Raw genomic sequence first — 21,693 nt, 5'->3', positions numbered from 1 at the left:
GTCAGCCGCCCGCGGCGCCGCGGAAGGCCTCGAAGCCGGTGATCTCGCGACCGTGGATCAGCGCCAGGATCTCGTTGGTGCCGTCCGGGATCGGCAGCATGCGGATGTCGCGATACATCTCCTCGAGCCCCGCCTCGCGCGAGAGGCCCATGGCGCCGAGCACGTTCATGGCCTGCCAGACCGCCTCGGTGCAGTTCATCTGCGCGAAGCGCTTGGCCATGGCGGAAGCGCCGCCCGCCTCCTCGCCCGCATCCATCATCCACAGCGCGCGGTAGCACAGCATGCGGCTCGCGGTGATGGCCGTGACCATGTCGGAGAAGTTCTTCTGCACCAGCTGGTGCGCGGCGATGGGCTTGCCGAACTGCTTGCGCACGCGGCCATAGTCGAGCGCGGCGAGGTAGGCGCGCTCGGCGAGGTGCACCGCCTGGAGCCCCACCATGCAGCGGTTCACGTACCAGGAGCGGTTGAGCACGCGGGTGCCGCTGTCGGCCTCGACGATGTTCTCGGCCGGCACCTCGCAATTGTCGAACACCGCCTCGCCGAGATAGCCCTGGTTGAGGCCGATGGCGTCGATCTCGCGCGCCTCGAACGGCGACTTGTCGCGCTCCACCACCACCTTGATGATCACCGGGCGCCCGTCCTTGCTGCGCCCCTCGTCGATGCAGGTGACGAGGATGAGGTCGCAGGCGCTGACATTGGTGATCCACATCTTGCGCCCGTTCAGCACCGCCTTGTCGCCTTTGCGGGTGAGCCTGGTCTTGATGCCGCGCGGGTCGGATCCGGTGTCCGGCTCGGTGGAGCCGGTGCAGGCGAGCTTGTGGCCGGCGACGAGGTCGGGCAGGAAGCGCGCCTTCTGCTCTTCCGTGCATTCGGCGTTGAGGCGGGTGATGCAGCTGTCCTGCGACAGCATGGACATGGAGACCGTGGGCGGGATCTGCTCGAACATGATGCCGTAGTCGAGCATGGAGATGCCGGGGCCGCCGGCCTCCTCGGGTAGGCGCGGACACAGGAGGCCGTATTCGGCGATGCGCTCGAACAGCTTGACCATCTCGGCCTTGGGCAGCGCGCGGTCGCGCGGGTTGGCGGCCAGCACCGGCCGGATCTCGCGCTCCACCAGCCGCGCGATCCCGTCGCGCATCCGCTCCTGATCGTCCGTCAATGCGAAATCCACGTCCTCGCTCCTTTCGTCATCCTGTTCTGAATGCCGTCACGGCGTTTCTATTGTTTCGGCCTCACCCCGCGAGGTGCCCGCCGTCCACCACCACCACCGTGCCGGTCGCGTAGGGGCTCTCCATCAGGAACATCACCGCGCGGGCGAGGTCCTCGGGCGCGCCAACGCGGCGCAAGGGCAGCTTCGCGGCGACCTCGGCCAGCACCTTCTCGCGCGCCGCGTCGCGGTGGCCGTCGGTGTTCACGAAGCCGGGGCTGACCGCGTTCACCCGTACCGGCGCGAGCGCCATGGCGAGCGAGCGGCACAGCGCGTCCACCGCCCCGTTGATGGCGCTCGCCACCACGAGGCTCGCAAAGCCGCGCCGGCTGGAGATGCCCGAGAACAGCGTGATGCTGCCGCCCGTCCGAATGAACGGCGCGCCGATGCGCGCCACGTTGAACTGCGACCAGAACTTGGTCTCGAACGCCTGGTGCGCCTCTTCCAGCGTGATCTCGGCGAGCGGCTTGCGGTTCACCACGGCGGCGGTGACGACCACATGGTCGAGCGGGCCGGTGCGCTCGAACAGCGCGCGCACCTGGCCCTCGTCGGCCGCATCGGCGGCGAGGGTCGAGACCGGGGCGGGGAAGCGGGCGCGGGCGGCGGCAAGGCGGGCCTCGGAACGCGACGACAGCACCACCTCGGCGCCCGCCTTCTGCGCCATCAGCGCCGTGGCGAGGCCCATGCCGGAGCTGCCGCCCACCACCAGGATCTTCTTGCCGGATAAGGACATCCCTTGCTCGCAGTCCTGCAACGGAGACGGAAAGCCCCGCCGGGCGGCGGGGCGGCTGCGGCTCACTCGGCGGTGATGCCGGAGTCCTTGAACACCTCGGCCCATTTGGCGCTCTCGGTGCGCAGATAGTCCGCGAACTCCGCCGGCGTTCCCGCCACCGGCGTGGCGCCGAGATTGACGAGGCGGTCCCTCACCTCGGGCAGATTGAGGATGCGCACGATCTCGCGATTGAGCTTGTCGATGATCGCCGGGGGCACGCCGGCCGGCGCGACGATGCCCTGCATCTCCTCGGTGACGAAGCCCGGCACGCCGGACTCCGAGATCGTGGGCAGGTCCGGGAACAGCGCGAAGCGGGTCGCCGAGGTCACGGCGATGGGGCGCACCTTATTGGCGCGGATCGCCTCGACGATGGAGGTGGTGGTGGCGAACGAGATCTGGACGTGGCCGCCGATCAGGTCCGCGGTGGCCGGGCCGCCGCCCTTGTAGGGGATGTGGGTCATGTCGACCCCGGTCATCTTCTTGAACAGCTCGCCCGCCACATGCCCGCCGGTGCCCACCCCGCCGCCGGAGGCGAAGCCGATCTTGCCGGGGCTGGCCTTCGCCGCGCGGATCAGGTCGTCCACCGAGTTCACCGGCATGGCCGGCGTGACCACCAGGATGGAGGGGATGCGCGCGACCAGCGTGATCGGGCTGAAGTCCTTCAGGATGTTGAAGGGGAAGCTCGGATACAGGAACGGATACATGGTGTAGTTCAGCGAGATGCCGCCGATCGTGTAGCCGTCGGGGGCGGCCCGGGCGATGAGGTCGGTGGCGAGCGTGCCGCCGGCGCCGGGCTTGTTCTCCACCACCACCGGCTGGCCCCACGCCTCCTGCATCTTCTGCCCGACCACGCGGGCGACGATGTCGGTCGCCCCGCCGGGCGAGAAGGGGACGATCCAGCGGATCGGCTTGCTGGGGAATTCGTCGGCAAGGCTCGGCGAGACGGCACCGGCGAGGCACGCCGCCGCGAGCGACAGCGCGTAGGCTGCCCGCAAGATCCTGAGCATCTTTTCCCTCCCGCGCCGCGGGCATTCTGTGAGCCCGTTGCTTGGCGTGCGCGATCGCGTATTGCGATATTTGAAACAGTGTTTTGAAAAATTGGCAGATCGGCGATGAGGTGTCAATTGCGCGCCGGCTCGCGCGCCGCGATCCCGAAGGGGCGTTGATGGTGGGGGATCGCCGCCGCACGGGTGGCAGGAGCAGCCTGCACGGCGCGGCGAGAGCAGCCAGAGCACGCGCCGATCAGCTCGCGTTGCAGGCTGACCGGTGCATCGCCCTACGTCGAGGCAGGGCGCCGGGCCTTCTCGAACCGCTTGACGACGCGCTCCCGCTTCAGGCGCGAGAGCCTCTGGAGCCAGAAGAGGCCGTCCAGCTGGTCGATCTCGTGCTGGTGGCAGACGGCGCGCAGGCCTTCGGCCTCCTCCACATGCGCGGTGCCGTCCAGGTCCTGATAGGCGACCCTGACGCGCGCATGGCGCTCCAGCTCCTCCGTCACGCCGGGCATGGAGATGCTGCCCTCGGCATGCCGGATCAGCTCCGGGTCAGCCCAGGCGATCTTCGGATTGACATAGGTGAGCGGCGCTTCGTCCGCCGCCAGCTGCAGCACCACCACCCGCAGGCCGACGCCGATGTGCGGCGCCGTGATGCCGATGCCCGGCGCCGCGCGCAGGGTGTCGAGAAGGTCGGCCGCGAGGCTGGCGAGCGCCGCATCGAAGACGGCGACGGGCTGCGCCGGACGGCGTAGCCGCGCGTCGGGGAACTGGACGATCTCCCGGACCGGCACGGCGTGGGTCTCCTCGGCTCGAATGGCAGGCGAGGGCGACGCGCGCCCGTCGCCGCCGAACCGATATCGCATCCTGCGCGGCGAGAACATGCGGCCGTCCGCGAGGCGCCCGAGGCGGTGTCAAATCCATCGGTGCCTGCGGTCACGCGCGACGATGCTGCGCGGAGCATGAAGGTCTTTTGATACCACCATGCTCACAGGTGCGGGTTGGGAAATTCCAGGAATTGGAATATCAAAAATGGGTTGACTCGAATAATATGGATAATTGATATTCCAGTTTAAGAAATGCCGCAGTGCAATCGTGTCCCGTGTCCATCCGGCGCGCGGCCACGGCGGCGCTTCATCACGATCGCGAGGACAGGTCATGGAACGGCGGGCGCGGATCATCATCCTCGGGGGCGGTCCGGCGGGGCTGACGGCGGCGATCTATGCCGCCCGGGCCGGGCTGCGCCCGCTGCTGCTCGCAGGCCTCCAGCCCGGCGGACAGCTGACCACCACCACCGAGGTTGAGAACTTCCCCGGCTTCGCGAGCCCGGTCCAGGGCCCCTGGCTGATGGCGCAGATGCAGGCCCAGGCCGAGCTCGTGGGCGCCGAGATCGCCTGCGACAGCGTGCACGCGGCCGATCTGTCCGTGCGCCCGTTCCGGCTCGAAGGCGACGCGGCCGCCTACCGCTGCGAGGCGCTGGTCATCGCCACCGGCGCCAAGGCCCGCTGGCTCGGCGTGCCGGGCGAGAGCGCGCTCTCCGGCTACGGCGTCTCGGCCTGCGCCACCTGCGACGGCTTCTTCTACCGCGGCAAGAGCGTCGCCGTGGTGGGCGGCGGCAACACGGCGGTGGAGGAGGCGCTCTATCTCTCCAGCCTCGCGGCCGAGGTGACGCTGATCCACCGGCGCGACACCCTGCGGTGCGAGCGCATTCTGGGCGACCGGCTCGCGGCGCGGCCCAACGTGCGCGTTCTGTGGAACCACGTGGTGGAGGCCGTGGTCGGCGATGCGCAGGGCGAAAGGCCGGCCCTGCGCGCCGCCCTGGTGCGGGACCTTGCCGCCGGCACGCCGCGCGAGCTGCCCGTCGACGGCCTGTTCGTCGCCATCGGCCATGCGCCCGAGACGGGCCTGTTCCGGAACCAGCTGCCCATGGACGATGCGGGCTACCTTCTCACCGTCCCGGGGCGCACCGCCACCGCCGTGCCGGGCGTGTTCGCCGCCGGCGACGTCCAGGACCCGGTGTTCCGGCAGGCCGTGACCGCCGCCGGCTCGGGCTGCATGGCGGCGCTCGAAGCGGAACGCTGGCTCGCCGCCGCGCTGCCGGCCGCGGCCTGAAGCCGGCAACGGCGGAGCCCGACCCATGGCCTCCCACCGCAGGCTCGGCGTGCTCGGCGGCATGGGGCCGCTCGCGTCGGCCCAGTTCATGTGCCGCCTGACCGAGCTCACCCCGGCCCGGCGCGACCAGGACCATATCCCCACCGTTCTGTGGTCGGACCCGCGCGTGCCGGACCGCACCGAGGCCCGGCTCCACGGCGGCGCCGACCCCATGCCCTGGTTCGCCCGCGGGCTTGAGGCGCTGGAGGCTGCGGGCTGCGGCGCGGTGGTCATCCCGTGCAACACCGCCCATGGCTGGCATGCGACCATGGCGGCGGCCTCGCGCCTGCCCATCCTCCATATCGTCGATGCGGCCGCCGCCGACCTCCGCCGCCGCGGGGTGGAGGGCGGGCCGGTCGGCATCCTGGGCACGGCGGGCACCATCGCCATGGGCCTCTACCAGGAGCGCCTGGCGGCGCGCGGCTATGCCTGCCTCTCGCCCGCGCCGCAAGACCTGGAGGGCGCCGTCATGCCCGCCATCGCGGCGGTGAAGGCGGGGGCGGTCCGCGATGCCCATGATCCGCTGGTCGCCGCCGCGAAAGCGCTGGTGCGGGCCGGGGCCCGCGCCGTCGTCCTCGCCTGCACGGAGATCCCCCTCGCCATCCGGCCCGAGGACGAGGCGCCCGTCGGCGTGCCGCTGGTGGACACGATCGACGCGCTGGCGCGCGCGGCGCTTGCCTGGGCCCGCCCGCAGGCGGCCCGGCGGCCGGCGGGCCTGCTGGAGCCCAGCTGAGCGTCCGGTCCCGAGCGCGCGGCAGCGGGGACGCCGCGGTCAGGACACCTCGGCATCGTGCCGCCGGCGCGCGGCACCCTTCTCCAAAGTGCGCATCAGGTCGACGGCGAGGGACTGGACGATCTGCACATGCCCGGCCAGCTCCGCCTCGGCCTGGGGAATGCGGCCGGTGACCGCGAGGTCAATGATGCGGCGATGCTGCATCACCGCCCGCCGCATGCGCTCCATGTCGTTCGGGATGCGCCGGCGCAGCGCCTCCACCCGGTCGGCGATGCTGCGATAGGCGCTGGTGAGCAGCTGGTTCTCGGCCGCCGCCACGAGCGCGTTGTGGAAGGCGGAATCCATCTGGGTGGCGCGCGCGAGCTCGCCCTCCTCCACCGCCAGCGCCCCGCCCGAGAGCGGGACGGCGACCGCCGCGACCAGGCGTTCCGGGTGCTTGGCGGCGGCGATGCGCAGCGCCCCGCATTCGAGCACGCCCCGCATCTCGGAGATCTCGCGGATGGAGGCGGGCGTCGGCGTCATCACGAAGGTGCCGCTCTGGGGGCGGATCACCACCAGGCCCTCGTTGGCGAGCCGCGCCAGCGCTTCGCGCACCGGGGTGCGGCTGATGTCCAGCGTCAGCGCCAGGGTCCGGTCCGACAGCCGCATGCCGAAGGCGAACTCGCCCTCGACGATCTTGCGCCGGATGATGGCTTCCGCGCGGAGGCTGAGGCTCTCCTGCGTCTCCCGCGCTGGCGTGGTCTCGTTCATCGGCACCGATCGGTTCCCAGAGGTGGCGTCGGAGGCGGACGGTCGGCCCCGGCCGGACGCCCGACAGTCCGCCAGCCTATCCCCGGCCCCGGCCGCGCGGCAACAAAGCCCGGCGGTGCGGTCCGGGCCGGCGGCTCCCCGCGCGCCGCCGGCCCGCCGGCGCCGGCTGCCGCTTCAGGGCGTCGGCGGCCGGCTCCAGGCACAGGGTCCCGCCTGCTTTCCAGGCCTGGAGGGGCGTCACTGCATGCTGCCCGCCGCTCCCGAGAGCTGCACCAGATCGTGCGAGATCTTCATCTGGCGCGACAGGAAGGCGTCGAAGCTCTTGCCGGCGATGTCGGACGGCACCGCGCCCTGCGCCGCCAGCTTCTCCCGCACGTCCGGCATCCGCAGCGCGGCCTGGACCTCGCTCGCCAGCCGGTCGACGATCGCCGGCGGGGTCGCGGCGGGCGCCAGCAGGCCGTACCAGAAATCGTACTGGTATCCGGGAAGCCCCGATTCGGCGATCGTCGGCACGTTCGGCAGCGCCGGCGAGCGCGCGGCCGTGGTGACGGCCAGCGCCTTCACCTTGTCCTTGGAGATCAGCGGCAGCGAGGCGCCGAGCGGGGCGAAGAAGTACTGGATGCGCCCGGTCATCAGGTCGGTGAGGGCGTCGGGCGTGCCCTTGTAGGGAATGTGCAGCGCCTTCACGCCGGCCTGGGAATTGAACATGGCGGTCGCCATGTGGCCGGCGCTGCCGACCCCGGGGGAGCCGTAGTTGAAGCCGTCCGGGTTCGTCTTCAGGAGCGCGATCAGCTCCTTGGTGCTGCCGGGCGGGAAGTCGGGCGCGGCGAGGAGGACGCTCGGCACCGCGGCGACCAGGCTGATGCCGGTGAAGTCCTTCGCCGTGTCGTAGCGCAGGTTCTTGTAGAGCCAGGGATTGATGACCTGCCCGTTGGCGGTCATCAGCAGCGTGTAGCCGTCGGGTGGAGCGCTCGCGACCTGGGCGGCGGCGATGGTGCCGTTGGCGCCCGCCTTGTTCTCCACCACCACCGGCTGGCCGAGGCTCTGGGCCAGCTTGTCGGCGACGATGCGGGCCAGGATGTCGACCTGGCTCCCTGCCGACAGGGTGACAAGGATCCGGATCGGCCGCGACGGGAAGGTCTCCTGGGCGGCGAGCGGGCTCGTCGCCAGGCTGAAGGCGGCCGCCAGTGCGAGCAGAACGCGCCTGGGCTCGATTCTCATGCTGATCCCCTCTGGTTGTTGGCTTGGGATTATGCTGCAAGTGCGAAAAAACTAATATTCCAGTTTGGGCAGGTCAAGCGGAATCGAGGCCCATTCGCGGCCATCGTGCCGGGACCGACATGCCGAGTCCCGGCGCTTGCGGTCCGTCCAGCGACGGGCGCTCGGGGGCCAATAAAATGAATGATTTCATGTGCAAGGAACCGGCTGCGCGGCTGCGCGCGCGGGACTCGGGGACGCCGGACAAGCCGGTCCGGGCGGTCCGGCCCCGAGTCCCGTCCAATGGCATAGAATTGGAATATTAGATTTGAAAATGACCCAGAAATCAGATAATTGGTACACCAGTTTCACGATGCAGGAGCTATCGATGACCCTCCCTGCCCCCGGCGCGGCGCTGCCCGACGATGGCTATGTCGCCTACCTGAAGGCGGAGTGCCCCACCTGCCAGCTCGTCGCCCCGCTGCTGGGGGAGCTGGGCGCCACCGTGGTGGTGCAGGATGAGCCGGGCGCCTTCGACGGCGCCATCGACGACACCGCGCTCGCGCTCTCCTTCGCTGCCGACGTGGAGGCGGTGCCGACCCTGGTGCGGCGCGCCGGCGGCGCCGAGGTGGGCCGCACCTTCGGCTGGAGCCGGGCGGACTGGCGCCGGCTCACCGGCCGCCACACCCTCGGCGCGGACCTGCCGGAGCTGCGCGCGGGCTGCGGCTCGAAGACCCGGGAGCCCAACGTCTACGAGCATCTCGTCGCCCGCTTCGGCGCCCCGGGCTTCTCCAGCCGCGCGATCGCGGTCGGCGACTGGGACGACCCCGTCGAAGCCTGCTTCGACCGCGGCTGGACCGACGGCCTGCCGGTGGTGCCGCCCACCGACGCCCGCATCCTGCGCATGCTGGACGGCACCGCCCGGCGCCCCGGCGAGGTCATCGGCCGCATGCCGCCGGACCTCGCGCCGCTGACAGTGGAGAAGGTCGCCATCAACGCGGTCATGGCCGGCTGCCGGCCGGAATACATGCCGGTGCTGCTGGCGGCCATCGAGGCCGCGCTCAAGCCGGTCTTCACCCTCCACGGGGTGATCTGCACCACCTGCTTCTCCTCGCCCGTCATCATCGTCAACGGGCCGATCGCCCGGCGCATCGGCATGAACTCCGGCATCAACGCGCTGGGCCAGGGCAACCGGGCGAACGCCACCATCGGCCGCGCGCTCAACCTCATCATCCGCAACGTGGGCGGCGGCCGGCCGGGCGAGCTCGACCGCAGCACCATCGGCGGCCCCGGCAAGTACACCTTCTGCTTCGCCGAGAACGAGGCCGACCCGCGCTGGCAGCCGCTCGCCGAGGCGCGCGGCATCGCCGCCGGCCGCTCCGCCGTCACCCTGTTCCAGGGCGACGGCATCCAGGGCTTCATCGACTGGAAGAGCCGCACGCCGCAGGACCTGTCGCGCTCGCTCGCCATGTCGCTCCTGGCGGTGGGCCATCCCAAGCTGTGCGAGTTCTTCAACGCCGTGCTCGTGCTCTCCCCCGAGCACCACGCCATCTTCGCCGACGCCGGCTGGGACCGGGCGCGGATCGAGGCGAGCCTCAGGGACAACCTGCGCCGGCCGGGCCGCGACCTGGTGGCGGGCGCCCATGGGGTCGGCGAGGGCATGCCCGCCGACCGCGGCGACGCCATGGTGGACAAGTTCTGGCCCGAGGGCCTGCTGGTGGTGCGGGCCGGCGGCGCCGCCGGGCTCTACTCGGCCATCTGCTGCGGCTGGACCGGCGGCCGGTTCCGCGAGGAGAGCCAGCCCGTGACCATCGAGATCGCCGAATGACGCCGCGCCCCGCACCGGAAGGAAGGAAGATCAGCCCATGAGGACCGACGACAGCATCCTGCGCGATCCCACCGCCGAGGCGGCGGCGGAGCGCCGCGCCCCGCTCGCCCCGCCCGCGGACCTCAAGGCCGGCACCCTGGCGCTGCTGGACATCGGCAAGATGCGGGGCGACGAGTTCGTGGACAAGCTCGACGCCCTCCTGACCGCCGAGGGCTTCACCATCCGCCGCTGGAAGAAGCCCACCAACACCCGCACCGCGCCGCTCGCCATCCTCCAGGAGATCGCCGGCGAAGCGGACGCGGTGATCATCGCCCTGTCGGACTGCGGCTCGTGCACCTCCTGCTCCACCCACGACCTCAACGACCTCGACCAGCGGGGCGTGCCGGGGGTGAACGTGCTCACCGAGGAGTTCCGCGACGCGTTCGCGCGCCAGTGCGGCACGCTCGGGTTCGACGGCCGCTCGGTGTTCGTGCCGCATCCGATCCTCAACCGCACCACGGCCGAGATTCACGCCATCGCGGCGGCGTTCCTGGACGAGATCCTGGAGCGCCTCGGCCACACGCGCCGCCGGGCGGCGTAAGTTCGCTCAGCCCGCCAGCAGCCGCGCGCCGCCCGCGAGCACCGCCGCGCGCACCGCGCCGGGCTGGCGGGCGAGCGCCGCGAGCGCCTTGGTGCCCTCGGCGTCGCCGATCTCGAACGGGAAGTCGGTGCCGAACACCACGCGCTCGGGTCCTGCCAGCTTCAGCAGGAAGTCCAGCGCGTCCTCGTGCGCGACCACGGTGTCGTAGAAGATGTTCCGCAGATAGCTGCTCGGCGGGCGGCTGATGTGGGCGCGGCAGGCGGGGTTGGCCTCGTAGCGCGGCGCCTCAAAGGCGAGGTCGAGCCGGCCGGCGAGCATGGGCAGGGTGCCGCCGCCATGGGCGAGCACCAGCTTCAGCTGCGGGTGGCGCTCGAACACGCCGGCGAAGATCAGCCGCGCCACGCACAAGGCGGTCTCGGAAGGCCAGCCGACGAGCTGCAGCATGGTGTAGCTCGAGAACGCCTCGCGCGCGACGCCGGTGGTGGGATGCATGAAGACGATGCAGCCGGCCCGCGCGCACTCCGCCCACAGGGGCGCGAAGGCGTCGTCGTCCAGCGCGCGCCCCGCCGCCGAGGTCGGCATCGCGACGCCCGCATGGCCCTCATCCAGCGCGCGCCGGATCTCGTCCACGCAGCGCTCCGGCTCGGCGATCGGCGGCACCGCGAGGCCGCCGACGCGTCCCTCGCCGTCCTTCACCGCCGCCAGGGTCTGGGCGTTGAGGCGCCGGGCGAAGGCGACGTCCGCCGCCCAGTCCGCATGGGACACGATGCGCGGCGGCGGCGACACCAGCTGAAGGCCGATGTCGCGCCGCTTCAGGCTCTCCAGCCGGCCCGCCATGTCGAACAGCAGCGGGTCGAGCGGGCCGTAGCCCGCGAACCGGAAGCCCTCGGGGCAGGTCTCGATGCCGAAGGCGCCCTCCCGCGCGAGCTCCCCGAGGAAGTCGCGCGAGAGGGAATGGGCGTGGACGTCGACGATCACGGGAACGGCTTGCGGGGATAGGCCACCGGCGCGGCCGCGATCGCCTTGGGGTAGACCGGCACGGCCTTGCCGCCCTGCACCTGCGCCACCACGGCGGACGCCTTCTCGTCGACGCCGGCGTCGTTGAACTTCACCGGCCCGAAGAAGGTGTCGGTGTCGAGCTGGAGCATGGCCTCGCGCACCTTCACCGGATCGACGCTGCCGGCCTTCTCGATGGCGAGCTGGAGCACCAGGGCGCCTGCGGTGCCGGCGGCGGTGATGTAGGTGGGCGTCTCGCCGTTGAACTGCTTCTTGAAGGTGTCCACATAGGTGGCGCTGTCGGCGATCACCGGGCCTTTGTAGGTCAGAACCGGGTCCCAGATCTGGACGCCGAACAGGTCCTCCGCCGCCGGGCCGAGGGCGTTGAGGAAGTCCGGGATGCCGACCGCGAAGGCGAAGCCGATCAGCTTCGGGTTCACCTTCAGCGTCTGCAGCGTCTTGATGAGCAGGATCGAGTCCTGCACGTAGCCGGTGAGGATGAGCACGTCGGGATTGCTCTCCTTCACCGCCGTGGCGACGGTGGAGAGGTCGGCCGAGCCCTTGGGATACTTGGTGGTGTAGACCACCTTCAGGCCCTCCGCCTCGGCCTTCTTCAGCGCCGCGCCGGCGAACACGTTGGGGAACAGGTCGTCGGGGCCGGCGATGGCGATGGTCTTGGGCGGGTCGTTCACCGTCTTCAGCAGCGACAGCATCGGGTCGAGCGTCGTCGAGGCGAGCGGCGCCGGGCAGAAGATGTACTTGTAGCCGCGCTGGTAGAGGCTGTCGGCGGTCGCCATGGGGGTCATGGTGATGACCTTGTACTTCTCGCTGATCGCCGCCGTCGCCGTGGCGATGCCCGAGGAGTACGGGCCGAGGATGAAGCTCACGCCGTCCTCGGTGATGAGCTTCTCGGTGAGGCGCGCCGAGGTCTGCGGCTTGCTCTCGTCGTCGTAGTAGATCACCTCCACCGGCATCTTCTTGTCGCCGACCTTGATGCCGCCGGCGTCGTTCACCAGCTTCTCCCAATAGGCGTAGCCGTTCTTCAGCAGATGGCCCTCGCGGGCGAAGTTGCCGGTGAGGCTGACGGCGGCGCCGATCTTGATCTTGTCCTGCGCGGCGGCGGGCCCGGCCGCGAGGAGGGTGGCGAGCCCGAGGGCCGCCCAGCCTTTCACCAGATGTCTCCTGTGCATGACACGCTCCTCGCTGTTGGTCCTGGAAGGTGGATTGCTTGCGTTGAAGATCATCCGGCTGCGGCGGTGCCCGGGACGAACTGGCCGTATCCGGGGCCGGTGCGCAGCTTGCCGTCCTTGGCGACGAGGGTGCCGCGGACGATGGTGTGGGTGGCCGCGCCCTTGGTCGACATGCCCTCCCAGCTCGAGTAGCCGGTCTTCGAGAGCATGTCCTCGTTGCGGAAGGTGCCCTCGCGCGCCATGTCGAGGATGGTGAGGTCGGCGTCCGCGCCGGGCTGGATCACGCCCTTCCTCGGGAAGATCCCGAACCGGCGCGCCGGCGCCTCGGCGGCGAGGCGCGCCACGTCGTTGAGCGTCAGCCGGCCCTCATTCACCGCGTTCATCAGCAGCGGGATGTATTCCTGCGCGCCGGTGACGCCGAGCGGCACCGAGAACAGGTCCTGCCAGCCGGGCTCCACGTCGTCCTTCGAATGGGGCGCGTGCTCCAGCACGATCATGTCGGCGGTGCCGTCCCTGATCGCGTCCCAGCCGGCCTCAGGGTCATAGGCCCAGTTGTAGGTGCGCGGGCCGACCTTCTCCATCTGCGCCCGGTTCATGAACAGGGTGCCGAGCTCCAGCTCGCACGACACGTCCTGGCCGAGGTCGAACTTGGCGTGACGGATCATCTCGTTGGCGCCCTTGGGCATGACGCCGAGATGCAGCACGTGCAGCTTCACGCCGCTGATGCGGGCGTAATAGAGCGAGGCGGCGAGCCCCGCCACCATGCCGTGGCCGTACATGTAGCCCTTCGAGAAGCTCTCGTGATAGGCCATGGCGTCGGTGCGGCCCTTGTCGATGTAGTCGCGGAAGGTGAGGCGCTTGCACCATTCCGGATCGTCGTGGTGCACCGAGGCGACGAGGCCCATGTCGCGGGTCGCCTCGTAGAGCTCGTAGAGGATGCCGTGGTCGAGCACCCCGAGCTCGGAGATGTAGGGATAGACTTCCTTGATATGGCGGGTGTTGAAGATCTTGATGCCGATGGCCCCGGCCTTGGCCAGCGGCTCCACCGTGCGCGGATAGAGGCCGCCGCCGTAGAGCGCGTAGTCCACGTGCGCCTTGGGGGCGACGAGCGCCTTCTTCATCTCGAAGTCGTCGAGGGTGGTGGGGTGGGGCGTGTTGTTGGTCATGTCGATGCACATGGTCACGCCGCCGACCGCCGCCGCCGCCGAGCCGGTGGCGAAGTCCTCCTTGTAGGTGTGGCCGGGCTCGCGGAAGTGGCAGTGCACGTGCCAGATGCCGGGCAGCACATCGAGCCCCTTGGCGTCGATGCGCTCGGCCGCGGCCTCGAACGGGCCGCCGATGGCCGCGATCTTGCCGTCCATCACCGCGATGTCGGCCTTGTACGAGGACGTCGGCGCATGGATCGTGCCGTTTTCGATCACCAGGTCATACGGTCGGGACACGTCGCTCTCCACGCACGTCAGTTGAGGCCGAGATAGGCGGCGCGGATGTCCTCGCGCCGCAGGAGGTCGTCCGCCGGGCCGTCGATGGTGATCCGCCCGGTGTCGAGCACGTAGCCGCGGGTGGCGATCTCCAGGGCGAGGCCCACGTCCTGCTCCACCAGGAGGACGGTGATGCCGCGCTCGCGGTTGACCTGCCGCACCGCCTCGGCGATGCGCTCGACGATCACCGGGGCGAGGCCGAGCGACATCTCGTCGATCAGCAGCAACGAGGGGCGCGCCATGAGCGCGCGGCCGATGGCGCACATCTGCTGCTCGCCGCCGGACAGCAGGCCGGCGAGCCGGTCCTCCAGCCGCACCAGCTCCGGGAACAGCTGGAGCACGAGCGCGAGGTCGGCGTCCTCGCCCTCGCGGTCGGCGCGCGCGGTGGCGCCGAGCCTGAGGTTCTGGCGCACGGTGAGGCCGGCGAACAGGCGCCGTCCCTCCGGCACCATGGCGATGCCGCGCCGGGCGCGCTCGTAGGACTTCAGCGGCGCGAGGTCCGCGCCCGCGAAGCGCATGGCGCCGCCGCGGATCGGCACGAGGCCGGTGAGCGCCCGCAGCAGCGTGGTCTTGCCGGCGCCGTTGGCGCCCACCAGAGCGACGATCTCGCCCCGGGCCATGTCGAAGCTCACGTCCCACAGCACGCGGCTGTCGCCGTAGGCGACCGCAAGGCCCTTCACCGAGAGCAGGCCGGCTTCGGGAGCGCTCATGGCGCGCCTCCCGCTGCGACCTGCGCCGACGCATGCGCCTTGGCGAAGCGCTGGCCGAGATAGGCCTCCACCACCTTGGGGTCCGACACCACCTCGCTCGGGGCGCCCTCGGCCAGCTTGGCGCCGAAGTTCAGCACCATGATGCGGTCGCACAGCGCCAGCACCGCCTTCATCACGTGCTCGATGATGACCACGGTCAGCCCGGCCTGCTTGAGGCTCTTCACCAGGTCGATCATGCGCTCGATCTCGGTGTGGTTGAGGCCCGCCATCACCTCGTCGAACAGGATGATGCGCGGGCCCATGGCGAGGGCGCGCGCCACCTCCAGGCGCTTCCTGTCGGCGAGGGTGAGCTGGGGCGGCATCAGCTCCGCCTTCGGCGCGAGGCCGGTGCGCTCCAGGGCGGCGTCGGCGGCGGCGAGCCAGTCGGCGCGGGTGCGCAGGCGGGCATGGCCGAACATGGCGCCGATGGCGACGTTCTCGCGCACGTTCATGGCCTTGAACGGCTGAACGATCTGGAACGTGCGGGCGATGCCGAGCCGCGACAGGCGGTGCGGCCTGAGGCCGGTCACGTCGGCGCCGTCGAAGCGGATGGCGCCGCCGTCGAGCCGGTAGACGGCGGAGATGGCGTTGAGCAGCGTGGTCTTGCCGGCGCCGTTGGGGCCGATCACGCCGAAGATCTCCCCCGCCTCCACGTGGAACGAGACGCCGGCGAGCGCCTTGACGCCGCCGAAGCGGATCTCCAGCTCGCTCGCCTCAAGCAGCGCCATGGCGCGACCTCCAGCGCTGGATCAGGGTGCGCCCGGCGACCAGCATGCCGTTGGGCGCGACGAGGCAGATGGCGACGATCAGCACGCCGAAGATGATCTGGTGCGCGGTCACGAAGCCGCCCCACACCAGGGTCGACAGGAACTCCAGCACGAAGGCGCCGAGCACCGGGCCGATCACCGTGCCCATGCCGCCGAGGATCAGCATCATGTAGGCCTTCACGCCGATGGCGGGGTCGAAGGCGCTCGCCGGCTCGATGAAGGTGATCCAGTAGGCCCACACGCCGCCGGCGAAGCCGGTGATGCCGGCGGAGATGGCCCAGGCCGCCACCTTGCTGGCGGTGGTGTCGATGCCCATCACGCCGGCCGCCCGCTCGCCGTCGCGGATCGCCCTCAGCGCATAGCCGAACGGCCGGGTGAGGATGAAGGCGACGATCAGGGTGGAGGCCACCATGCCCGCCAGCATCACCAGGTAGATGGCGCGGTAGAGCGGCCCCGGCGGCAGGTCCGAGAGCGGCAGCGGCAGGCCCTGCGCGCCGCCGGTGATGCCGCCCACCTGGATCACCAATTGGATCGCGGCGAGGTTCAGCGCCACCGTGGCGATAGCGAAATAGTGCCCCCGCAGCCGCAGGATCGGCCAGCCGATCACCCCCGCGACCGCCGCGGAGACCGCCACCGCCGCCACCAGCGCCAGCGGAAACGGCGCCCCCAGCGTCATGGCGACGCCGCAGCCATAGGCGCCGAAGCCGAAGAACACCGCGTTGCCGAAGGCGTGGTAGCCGGCAAGGCCGACGATCACGTTCAGGCCCTGGGTGACGATGGCGTACATGAACACCGTCGTCATCACCCGCAGCCAGTAATTGTTCAGCGCCAGCGGCGCCGCCGCCAGCAGGACGACGCCAAGGACGGCGAGCGCGCCGAGGACCAGCGCCCGGCGCGGGATGCGGGGCGCCGGGCTCATGCGTGTTCCCCGAAGAAGGCGCGGCCGAACAGGCCCTGCGGCCGCAGCACCAGCACCGTCAGGAACAGGGCGAAGCCGACGATCTCCTGGTAGTTGGCGCCGAGATAGTAGCCCGACCAGGCCTGGACCAGGCCGTAGATGAAGCCGGCGACGATGCACCCTTCCACCGAGCCGATGCCGCCCAGCACGGTGATGACGAACACCGCGCTCAGGAAGGTGAGGCCCATGCCCGGCATGATCGGGAACAGCATGGAGGCGAGCGAGCCGGTGGCGCCGGCGAGCGCCGCCCCGGCGCCGGCGGTGAGCGCATAGATGCGCTCGGGGTTGATGCCCATGAGGGCGGCGACCTCCCGGTCCAGGGCGGTGGCGAGGATCATCTGCCCCGCATGGGTGAAGCGCAGGAAGGCATAGAAGCCGACGCCGAGGGCGATCGAGAGGCCCGCCGCCACCAGCCGCACCACCGGGATGAGGATGCCGAACAGCTCGATCGAGCTCGCCGCGTAGGAGGCGTTCACCGAGCGCACGTCGGAGGTGAAGGCGATGGAGACCGCGTCCACCATGATGAGCTCGATGCCGAAGGTGACCACCAGGGACAGGAGCAGGCTGGTGCGGATGATCTGGTTCAGGATCAGCACCTGCAGCGCGTAGCCGAGCGCGAACATGGCCGCCATGGAGATCGGGATCGAGGCGATCGGGTCGAGACCCGCCCAGTGATAGAGGCCGTAGGTGGTGTAGGCGCCGAGCATGATGAAGCCGGTGTGGGCGAGGTTGATCACCCCCATCACGCCCCAGACCATCGAGAAGCCGATGGTCGCGATGCCGTACAGCCCACCCAGCAGCAGCCCGTTAGCGGTTGCTTGCCAGAGCACTTATCCCCTCCAAAGCGTTGGAAGAACATTATTTTTCGCTGGACAAACGCGATATTTATACATAGTTTATGCAAAATAAATTGGATCGTGCAATGGCTCATGTCTGAACGCAGCGCACAAAGAAGACGCAGTGCTGGCGCCGAAACCGGCAAAGGGGGCCGGCCGGCCCTGCCGAAGGGCGGAATCTCCAAGGGCGGATCAAGCGAGTTCGCCTATCAGGTGATCCGCGGCGAGATCGTCTCGCTGGCCCTGGCGCCGGGCAGCGACCTCGACGAGGCGGCCCTGGTCGCCCGCCTCGGTCTTTCGCGCACGCCGCTCCGGGAGGCGGTGGTGCGCCTCGCCGGCGAGGGCCTGGTGCAGATCCTGCCCAATCGCGGCGCCCGGGTCGCGCCCATGGGCTGGAACGACATCCGCGAGCACCTGGAGGCGTTCGACCTCTCCCAGCGCCTCGTCACCCGCTGGGCCGCGCTGCGCCGCACCGAGGCGCAGATCGACCTGATCGAGGCCGAGTGCGCGGGCTTCGAGACGGCGGCGGGCCGGCGCGACAGCGAGGCCATGCTCGAGATCAACTGGCGTTTCCACGCCGCCATCGCCGCCTGCTGCCGCAACACGGTGATCGAGCGCTTCTACCTGCAGCTGCTGACCACCAACCTGCGCATCTCGCGCCTCGCCATGACCTATGACTGCTTCCCCACCGAGGAGGCCTACGGCTCGCACGTGGGCAACATCCTGCGCGAGCACCGGGAGATGGTGGAGGCGATCCGCGCCCGCGACGGCGACCGGGCCGACGCGCTCGGCAGCTCGCATGCCGGGCTCGCCCGCAAGCGCGTGTCCGAGTGCCTCACCCAGAGCATGCTCTCGGAGATGGAGCTGCCGCTCGGCGGCGTGCCGGACAGCATCGGCTGAGCCACGGAAGGAGGGACGCCATGTGCGAGGTGTGTGCGATCTTCGGCGCCGGCGAGCACTGGAGCGATTTCGCCCGCCAGCGCGACACGCGGTTTCCGTTCGCCGACATCCTGCACTACCGGGCCGAGCGCAAGCGCCGCATCGCCATGCTCAACACGCTGGTGGGCCCGCTCGGCCTCCTGTGCGAGGACTGGGACGGGGAGGCGCTGGCGCTCACCGACGCGCGCGGGCGCACGCGCATCGCGCCGACGCTCGCGGATGTGTGGCCGGTGGCCGAGGGGCTCGCCGGCGCCCGCGTCGACCCGCTCGCCGACGCCTTCTTCGCGCCCCTTCCCGCGACGGAACCGGCCCATGGATGAGCGCCTGCCCCTGATCGTCGTCACCGGCTTCCTCGGCAGCGGCAAGACCACCCTTATCCGCCGCTTCGTGGAGACCCCGGAGGGGGCCGATTCCGGCATCGTCGTCAACGAGTTCGGCGAGGCGGGCGTCGATCACCGGCTGCTGGTGCACGCCAGCGAGGCGGTGGAGCTGATCGACGGCGGCTGCCTGTGCTGCGCCCGCCGCGCGGACGTCGCCAAGGCGCTGCACGACCTCGTGCGCATGGCCAGGACCAAGGGCGGATTCAGCCGCGCCATCCTGGAGACGTCGGGCCTCGCCGATCCGGCGCCGGTGATCGCGACGCTCGCGCGCGATCCCTGGCTGAAGGCCCATGTGCGCCTCGCCTCCGTGGTGGCGGTGGTGGACGCGGTCGCCGGCGTGGGCAACCTGGAGCACCGCGCCGAAGCGCGCCGGCAGGTGGCCATCGCCGACACGGTGGTGCTCACCAAGGCGGATTTGCGCGCCGCCCAGCCGCGCGCGGCGCTCGACGCCGCCATCCGCGCCATCTCGCCCGACGCCCGCATCCTCGATGCCCAGGACGAGGACTTCCGCCCGCGCGACGTGCTCGGCGGCGCCGGGAGCACGGCCGCGCCGCCCTCGCCGTTCCTGGCGGAGGCGCCCGAGCACGATGCCGGGGTCTCCTCGTTCACCGTGCCGCTGGATGGCCGGGTGGACTGGCCGGCCTTCACCGTGTGGCTGTCGGCGCTGCTGCACGCCCATGGCGACCGGATCCTGAGGGTGAAGGGCCTCTTGCGCACCACCTCGTCCGACCAGCCCCTCGCCATCCACGGGGTGCAGCACGTGATGCACCCGCCGACCCACATCTCCGGCGGCGATGCCGGACCCTCGTTCCTGGTGTTCATCGCCACGGGCATCCGCAAGCCGGAGATCGAGCGCAGCCTCGGCCGCGCGCTGCGGCTGCTGGCCGCGGAGCCGGCCTGAGGGGTCCCGCTCCCGCCTGCCCTGCGATCACGCCCCGTCCGGGTCGGAGGCGCGCTCCCGCGCGGGCGCGGAGAGGCCGCGCAGCGCCAGGGCGACGCCGCCCAGCGTCAGCGCCAGCGCCCCGCCCTCGCGCAGGCCGAACGGGTCGCCGAGAATGGCGGCGGCGGACAGCGTGCCGAGCAGCGGCACCAGCAGCATGGTGATGGTGGCGATGCCGCTCGGCAGCCGGCGCAGCGCCGCGAACCAGCTGAGATAGCACACGCCCATGGGCACCAGCGTCATGTAGACGAGGCTCGCGGCCGCCGCGCCGGTCAGCGCGCCGAGCTGGGGATGCTCGAACAGGAGGCCGAGCACGATCATGGGCGCGCAGCCCACCCCGACCACCCAGGCGGTCTGGGCCAGCGGCGGCAGCGGCAGCGGCTTGGGGTTGGCGACCGTGCCCCACGCGAACAGCACCGCCGCCGCCAATGCGAGGCCGACGCCGAGCATCTGGTCCCTGCCGGCGAGGCTCTTCTGGCCGCTCAGGAGCAGGGCGACGCCGGCGACCGCCAGCGCCAGCGCGACCAGCGCCCGCGCGCCCGGCCGCTCGCCGCGCAGCGGCCAGGCGAGCAGCATCGCCCAGACCGGCATCGAGTAGACCAGCAGCGCCGCCTCGGCGACGCTGATCAGGTTCAGGCTCACGGTGGCGAACCCCATCCAGGCGAACACGCTGGTGAACGCCGCCATCCCCAGCCGCGGCCAGAGGCGCCGCGGGACATGCAGGCTCTCGCCCCGGCTGACGGCAAGCAGGCCCAGGAGGCAAGCCGCCGTGACCCCGGCGACGCCGCGCGAGAACAGGGCCGGCCAGACCGCGAGCAGGAACTTGATGGTGGGCCAGTTCAGGGCCCAGCCGACCGCCGTGACGAGCAGGAACGCCACGCCCCACAACCGGGCACGATCCATTGCGGGGCCTCTCGGGATTGCGGCGCGGGGCGGGTCGGGATGCTGGAGGCCGCGCCGGCTGGCGCGGCGCGTCCTCCGGCGGAACCCAATGATCCGAACCGCGCCACAGATGCAAGGGGCGTTCGCGCCGTGGAGGGCCGGGGGCGCGGGCCGCCGGCTCAGTCCCCGGCGCGCGGCGTTCCCGCCGGCCCGTAGCCGATGCGCGCGAGCCCGGTGGCGCGCTTGGCGAGCCACCAGCCGGCATTGGTCGGCCAGCTCTCGAACGCGGGGTCGAGGCCGAGCGCCTGGGCGGCGTGGCGCGGCCAGTAGGGGTCGTACAGCGCCTGCCGGGCGAGGGCGATGAGATCGGCGTCGCCGGCGGCGAGGATCGCCTCCGCCTGCGGCGCGTCGAGGATCAGCCCCACGGCGGCGGTGGCGATGCCGGCCCCGTGGCGGATCGCCCGCGCATAGGGCACCTGGTAGCCCGGATGCCGGTTGGTGTTCTCGATGGCGGTGGATTCGCGCAGGCCCCCGGACGAGCAGTCGATCACGTCGACGCCTTGCGCCTTCAGCTCCCGGGCCAGGATCACCGAATCCGCGATCTGCCAGCCCTGCGGATGCCCGTCGACGCTGGAGATGCGGAACATCATGGGCTTATGGGCCGGCCAGCGCCCGCGCACCGCCTGCGCCACCTCCAAGGCGAAGCGCATGCGGCCGGCGAGGTCGCCGCCATAGGCGTCGGTGCGGGTGTTGATGACCGGCGAGAGGAAGCTGGCGATGAGATAGCCGTGCCCGCCATGGACCTCGACGAGGTCGAAGCCGGCCGCATCCGCCCGCGCGGCCGCCGCGGCGTAGGCCTCGAGCACCGCGGCGATCCCGTCCGGACCGAGCGCCCGCGGCACCGCATGCCCCGGCCCCAGGGGCTCGGCGGTCGGGCTCACCAGCGCCCACGGCGGCTCGCCGTTGCGGGCATCGGTGTCGGCGAGCGGGCCGCCGTCCCAGGGCCGGCGCGCCGAGCCCTTGCGCCCGGAATGACCGAGCTGGATCGCCGCCAGCGCGCCGGCGCCGCGCAGGAAGCCGGTGACGCGCCTGAGGCCGTCGATGTGGTCGTCGGACCAGATGCCGAGGTCGCCGGGGGCGATTCGGCCCTCGGGCGTGATGGCGGTCGCCTCGGTGGCGACGATGCCGAATCCGCCGAGGGCGAACTTGCCGAGATGGACCAGCAGCCCGTCGTCGGCGAAGCCGTCCTTGGCCACGTGCTGGTTCATCGCCGACAGCATGGTGCGGTTGCGCGCCGTCACGCCGCGCAGGACGAGCGGCGTGAACAGGGCCGGCAGGGTCTCCTTCATCGCGCCGCCTCCGGTCGGT

At 71.1% G+C, this 21,693-nt stretch carries 22 protein-coding genes; 7 read left to right on the top strand and 15 right to left on the bottom strand.

Going from position 1 to position 21,693, the window contains the following annotated elements:
* Position 1 precedes the first annotated feature (1 nt).
* From V5F67_RS01930 to V5F67_RS01915, 4 genes are all read right to left on the bottom strand, one after another.
* A complete protein-coding gene (locus V5F67_RS01930; protein ID WP_394021933.1) occupies positions 2 to 1,171 on the bottom strand; it encodes an acyl-CoA dehydrogenase family protein in 1,170 nt (389 codons plus the stop codon).
* A gap of 61 nt (positions 1,172 to 1,232) precedes the next feature.
* Positions 1,233 to 1,940 carry an SDR family oxidoreductase gene (locus tag V5F67_RS01925; protein WP_394021934.1) on the bottom strand — a complete coding sequence of 236 codons (708 nt, stop codon included), beginning with the start codon at positions 1,938 to 1,940 and terminating at the stop codon, positions 1,233 to 1,235.
* A gap of 62 nt (positions 1,941 to 2,002) precedes the next feature.
* Entirely contained in the window at positions 2,003 to 2,986 is a 984-nt protein-coding gene (locus tag V5F67_RS01920) for a Bug family tripartite tricarboxylate transporter substrate binding protein (RefSeq protein WP_394021935.1), read from the bottom strand.
* Positions 2,987 to 3,255: 269 nt separating this feature from the next.
* The gene (locus tag V5F67_RS01915) at positions 3,256 to 3,762 is read right to left on the bottom strand and encodes a peptide deformylase (protein ID WP_394021936.1); all 507 of its coding nucleotides are present in this window, start codon (positions 3,760 to 3,762) and stop codon (positions 3,256 to 3,258) included.
* Positions 3,763 to 4,126: 364 nt separating this feature from the next.
* Between V5F67_RS01915 and trxB the strand changes: the two genes are divergently transcribed.
* Positions 4,127 to 5,080, top strand: a complete 954-nt coding sequence (trxB, locus tag V5F67_RS01910) for a thioredoxin-disulfide reductase (protein ID WP_394021937.1) — start codon at positions 4,127 to 4,129, stop codon at positions 5,078 to 5,080.
* A gap of 25 nt (positions 5,081 to 5,105) precedes the next feature.
* Complete coding sequence (gene cuyB, locus V5F67_RS01905; RefSeq protein ID WP_394021938.1) at positions 5,106 to 5,852, top strand: cysteate racemase; 747 nt, start codon at positions 5,106 to 5,108, stop codon at positions 5,850 to 5,852.
* Positions 5,853 to 5,891: 39 nt separating this feature from the next.
* Here the strand turns inward: cuyB and V5F67_RS01900 are convergent, their stop codons facing one another.
* A complete protein-coding gene (locus V5F67_RS01900) occupies positions 5,892 to 6,602 on the bottom strand; it encodes a GntR family transcriptional regulator (protein WP_394021940.1) in 711 nt (236 codons plus the stop codon).
* Positions 6,603 to 6,839: 237 nt separating this feature from the next.
* Entirely contained in the window at positions 6,840 to 7,823 is a 984-nt protein-coding gene (locus V5F67_RS01895; RefSeq protein WP_394021941.1) for a tripartite tricarboxylate transporter substrate binding protein, read from the bottom strand.
* 364 nt (positions 7,824 to 8,187) lie between these two features.
* Here V5F67_RS01895 and V5F67_RS01890 point away from each other — a divergent pair, with 364 nt between their 5' ends.
* Together V5F67_RS01890 and V5F67_RS01885 are read left to right on the top strand one after the other, a co-directional pair.
* Positions 8,188 to 9,627 (top strand): thioredoxin, encoded by a 1,440-nt coding sequence (locus V5F67_RS01890; protein WP_394021942.1) that lies wholly within the window; start codon positions 8,188 to 8,190, stop codon positions 9,625 to 9,627.
* Positions 9,628 to 9,664: 37 nt separating this feature from the next.
* Entirely contained in the window at positions 9,665 to 10,207 is a 543-nt protein-coding gene (locus V5F67_RS01885) for a UGSC family (seleno)protein (RefSeq protein WP_394021943.1), read from the top strand.
* A 6-nt stretch (positions 10,208 to 10,213) separates the two neighbouring features.
* Here V5F67_RS01885 and V5F67_RS01880 read toward each other — a convergent pair whose 3' ends face one another.
* From V5F67_RS01880 to V5F67_RS01850, 7 genes are read right to left on the bottom strand one after another with little or no spacing between them, the layout of a single operon-like run.
* Positions 10,214 to 11,185: an amidohydrolase family protein gene (locus V5F67_RS01880; RefSeq protein WP_394021944.1), complete on the bottom strand. Its 972-nt coding sequence runs from the start codon at positions 11,183 to 11,185 to the stop codon at positions 10,214 to 10,216.
* The gene (locus V5F67_RS01875; protein ID WP_394021945.1) at positions 11,182 to 12,393 is read right to left on the bottom strand and encodes an amino acid ABC transporter substrate-binding protein; all 1,212 of its coding nucleotides are present in this window, start codon (positions 12,391 to 12,393) and stop codon (positions 11,182 to 11,184) included. The genes V5F67_RS01880 and V5F67_RS01875 overlap by 4 nt, the downstream gene beginning before the upstream one ends.
* 50 nt (positions 12,394 to 12,443) lie before the next feature.
* Positions 12,444 to 13,835: an amidohydrolase family protein gene (locus V5F67_RS01870; protein WP_509210601.1), complete on the bottom strand. Its 1,392-nt coding sequence runs from the start codon at positions 13,833 to 13,835 to the stop codon at positions 12,444 to 12,446.
* A 17-nt stretch (positions 13,836 to 13,852) separates the two neighbouring features.
* Positions 13,853 to 14,584: an ABC transporter ATP-binding protein gene (locus V5F67_RS01865; protein ID WP_394022101.1), complete on the bottom strand. Its 732-nt coding sequence runs from the start codon at positions 14,582 to 14,584 to the stop codon at positions 13,853 to 13,855.
* On the bottom strand, positions 14,581 to 15,351 hold the full coding sequence (locus V5F67_RS01860) for an ABC transporter ATP-binding protein (protein WP_394022102.1): 771 nt from the start codon (positions 15,349 to 15,351) through the stop codon (positions 14,581 to 14,583). Before V5F67_RS01860 ends, V5F67_RS01865 begins: the two co-directional genes overlap by 4 nt.
* Positions 15,338 to 16,309, bottom strand: coding sequence for a branched-chain amino acid ABC transporter permease (locus tag V5F67_RS01855; RefSeq protein WP_394022103.1), 972 nt, complete (start codon positions 16,307 to 16,309; stop codon positions 15,338 to 15,340). The genes V5F67_RS01860 and V5F67_RS01855 overlap by 14 nt, the downstream gene beginning before the upstream one ends.
* A complete protein-coding gene (locus tag V5F67_RS01850; RefSeq protein WP_394022104.1) occupies positions 16,306 to 17,178 on the bottom strand; it encodes a branched-chain amino acid ABC transporter permease in 873 nt (290 codons plus the stop codon). Before V5F67_RS01850 ends, V5F67_RS01855 begins: the two co-directional genes overlap by 4 nt.
* A gap of 99 nt (positions 17,179 to 17,277) precedes the next feature.
* Here V5F67_RS01850 and V5F67_RS01845 point away from each other — a divergent pair, with 99 nt between their 5' ends.
* The 3 genes from V5F67_RS01845 to V5F67_RS01835 are packed head-to-tail and all read left to right on the top strand — an operon-like array spanning position 17,278 to position 19,404.
* Positions 17,278 to 18,084 carry a GntR family transcriptional regulator gene (locus tag V5F67_RS01845; protein WP_394022105.1) on the top strand — a complete coding sequence of 269 codons (807 nt, stop codon included), beginning with the start codon at positions 17,278 to 17,280 and terminating at the stop codon, positions 18,082 to 18,084.
* Between the two features lie 20 nt (positions 18,085 to 18,104).
* The gene (locus V5F67_RS01840; RefSeq protein ID WP_394022106.1) at positions 18,105 to 18,443 is read left to right on the top strand and encodes a hypothetical protein; all 339 of its coding nucleotides are present in this window, start codon (positions 18,105 to 18,107) and stop codon (positions 18,441 to 18,443) included.
* On the top strand, positions 18,436 to 19,404 hold the full coding sequence (locus tag V5F67_RS01835) for a CobW family GTP-binding protein (RefSeq protein WP_394022107.1): 969 nt from the start codon (positions 18,436 to 18,438) through the stop codon (positions 19,402 to 19,404). Before V5F67_RS01840 ends, V5F67_RS01835 begins: the two co-directional genes overlap by 8 nt.
* A 27-nt stretch (positions 19,405 to 19,431) precedes the next feature.
* Here V5F67_RS01835 and V5F67_RS01830 read toward each other — a convergent pair whose 3' ends face one another.
* Together V5F67_RS01830 and V5F67_RS01825 are read right to left on the bottom strand one after the other, a co-directional pair.
* Positions 19,432 to 20,346 (bottom strand): DMT family transporter, encoded by a 915-nt coding sequence (locus tag V5F67_RS01830; protein ID WP_394022108.1) that lies wholly within the window; start codon positions 20,344 to 20,346, stop codon positions 19,432 to 19,434.
* 158 nt (positions 20,347 to 20,504) lie between these two features.
* Positions 20,505 to 21,674, bottom strand: a complete 1,170-nt coding sequence (locus tag V5F67_RS01825; protein ID WP_394022109.1) for an NADH:flavin oxidoreductase/NADH oxidase — start codon at positions 21,672 to 21,674, stop codon at positions 20,505 to 20,507.
* Positions 21,675 to 21,693 lie beyond the last annotated feature (19 nt).

Origin of the sequence: Xanthobacter pseudotagetidis (assembly GCF_043194795.2) — a bacterium.
Lineage (GTDB): Bacteria > Pseudomonadota > Alphaproteobacteria > Rhizobiales > Xanthobacteraceae > Xanthobacter > Xanthobacter tagetidis_A.
The sequence above is the reverse complement of the archived record's forward strand: the minus strand, read 5'-3'. Positions and strand labels throughout refer to the sequence as shown.